Source organism: Robiginitalea sp. (genome assembly GCF_049588695.1).
Lineage (GTDB): Bacteria > Bacteroidota > Bacteroidia > Flavobacteriales > Flavobacteriaceae > Robiginitalea.
The window spans coordinates 1-1,932 of the sequence record NZ_JBAVZJ010000621.1 but is presented as its reverse complement, the minus strand read 5'-3'; the positions used below and the strand labels follow the sequence as shown (position 1 = coordinate 1,932).

Below are 1,932 nucleotides of genomic sequence, written 5' to 3'. Positions count from 1 at the left end.
CTATGACACCGGTCCTGAATTACAAGTATTGGATGATAATTGGACAGAATATGTCGAGGAAAGAGGCGATATTCAGAGGGCAGGTTCTATTTTTAATTTGATTGCTCCTTCTGAAATTGTCAGCAAGCCGGCAGGCGAATGGAACCAGTACGTACTGCATATAGATCAAATTCAAAACAAAGGTTTTGTTATTTTCAATGGTGTGGAAATACTAAGGTTCCCGGTAAATGGCCCTGAATGGGAGGAGTTAATTGCTAACTCAGGGTTTAAGGATTTTCCTGGGTTTGGAAAGGCACAAACCGGCCATATTTCATTACAGGATCATGGCAATCAGGTCGCATATAGAAACATCAAAATCCGGGAGTTATAGCTTCCGCTAAAAGTTGGATGTGAGAATAGCTACGATCCGAATTCTGCAAATGCCAATGGACTATATTTTGAATTGATTTCTTCATCAAACACCTGACCATGAACCCGAAATTCCGAACCGTTATCTATTTTCTGCTGGCCCTTCAGGTAGTAGCATCCCTCCTGGCTCTCAGCAATGGTGAATTCCTTTTTAAATCGGGTTCCGCGGGGATCGGGGCGTTAATCCTGTTGTTGCTTTCTTCCAAAAAGGGATTTTCCACTCCGGATCTCTGGATGCTCATCGGTGCCTTTGCCTTTTCCATTGTGGGGGATTATTTCCTTTCCACGCGAGACGGGGACACCATGAGGTTTGTATATGGTATTTTCTTTTTCTTCCTGGCCCATATCGGATATTTGTCGTACTCCCTCTATCAGGGGAAAATTTTCTGGAGGTTTACCGCCCTGCTCTGTGGGGCTTACCTGATCTTTTTCTTCACTTCCCTGTATCCGGGTATTGCAGACAGTGTTCTTATGTGGGCAGCCCTGGCATACCTGTTTGTCTCCTGTTTTTCCCTGGGTGCCGCCCGGGGCATCCGCTTTAAGGGTTGGGCCAAATGGCTTTATGTTGCCGGAATTGTCCTGATCCTGTTTTCCGATACGCTGATCGCCCTGGCTGAATTCATGAAGTACAACCAATGGGACTTCCTGGTATTACCCACTTACTACCTGGCACATATCGTCATTACCTGGTCAGTCTGGCAGCGATTCCGGTTTTCAGAGGACGCAGTTTGAAGAAAAAACAATATCATAGACAGGAAGTTCTCCAATGGATTCCATTCCTCAGGATTGGTTGCTGAAATAGTGAAAAGGCCATGACTTCCATGTAAGCATTCAGGGCTAAAGACTTAAGACAGCTTTTATTTGGCACTTTTTTTGAATACCCTTAATTTTTCTATTTTGTAGGTAAGAATGGCCAAAGCTACCAAATCATTACTTTTTTTAGTCTTTCTCCTGGTAATGCCTTTTGGAATGGCCCAGGAAGAATACACGGGGTTGTGGAAAGAGGTGGAAGCCCTGGAATTAGAGGGTAAGTTTAAGAGCGCCTCTGAAATTGTAGATGAGATTTATACAAGGGCCAAGCGCCAGGGTGAAGAAACCCAATTGGTGAAGAGTTTTCTCTACCGCTCCAAATTCCTGATGCTCCTCGAGGAAGATGCACAGGATAAAATCCTGTATGACATCAAAGAGGCCATCAATTCCAGCACCTTTCCGGTAGATGCGATCCTGAAATCCATCCAGGCCGGTATGCTGGAGCAATATCTGGCCCGCAATGCCGGAAGGATCCGGAACAGATCACAATTGCAGGATAGCGTCATAGGGAATGACTATAAATCGTGGGATGCCACGACCCTGGTTTTCAATATTTCTGATTTGTACAAGGCATCGCTCAATAATGCTGAATCCCTTAAGAAAATTTCTTCTTCCGATTTTGAAGAAATCCTTACCGACAATAAATCATCTGCTGAATATCGCCCCACGCTTTACGATATTTTGGCGCACCGCGCCCTTGCTTTTTACAAGGTC

General features: G+C 44.7%; 3 protein-coding genes. All 3 read left to right on the top strand.

What is annotated here, in order from left to right; genetic code table 11:
* Positions 1 to 370 (top strand): 3-keto-disaccharide hydrolase (locus tag WBV75_RS14175; protein WP_424121234.1); only part of this gene is annotated, 370 nt, incomplete at its 5' end.
* Positions 371 to 468: 98 nt separating this feature from the next.
* Complete coding sequence (locus WBV75_RS14170; RefSeq protein WP_424121233.1) at positions 469 to 1,140, top strand: lysoplasmalogenase; 672 nt, start codon at positions 469 to 471, stop codon at positions 1,138 to 1,140.
* Between the two features lie 237 nt (positions 1,141 to 1,377).
* Positions 1,378 to 1,932: hypothetical protein (locus WBV75_RS14165; RefSeq protein ID WP_424121232.1), on the top strand; the 555-nt coding region annotated here is incomplete at its 3' end.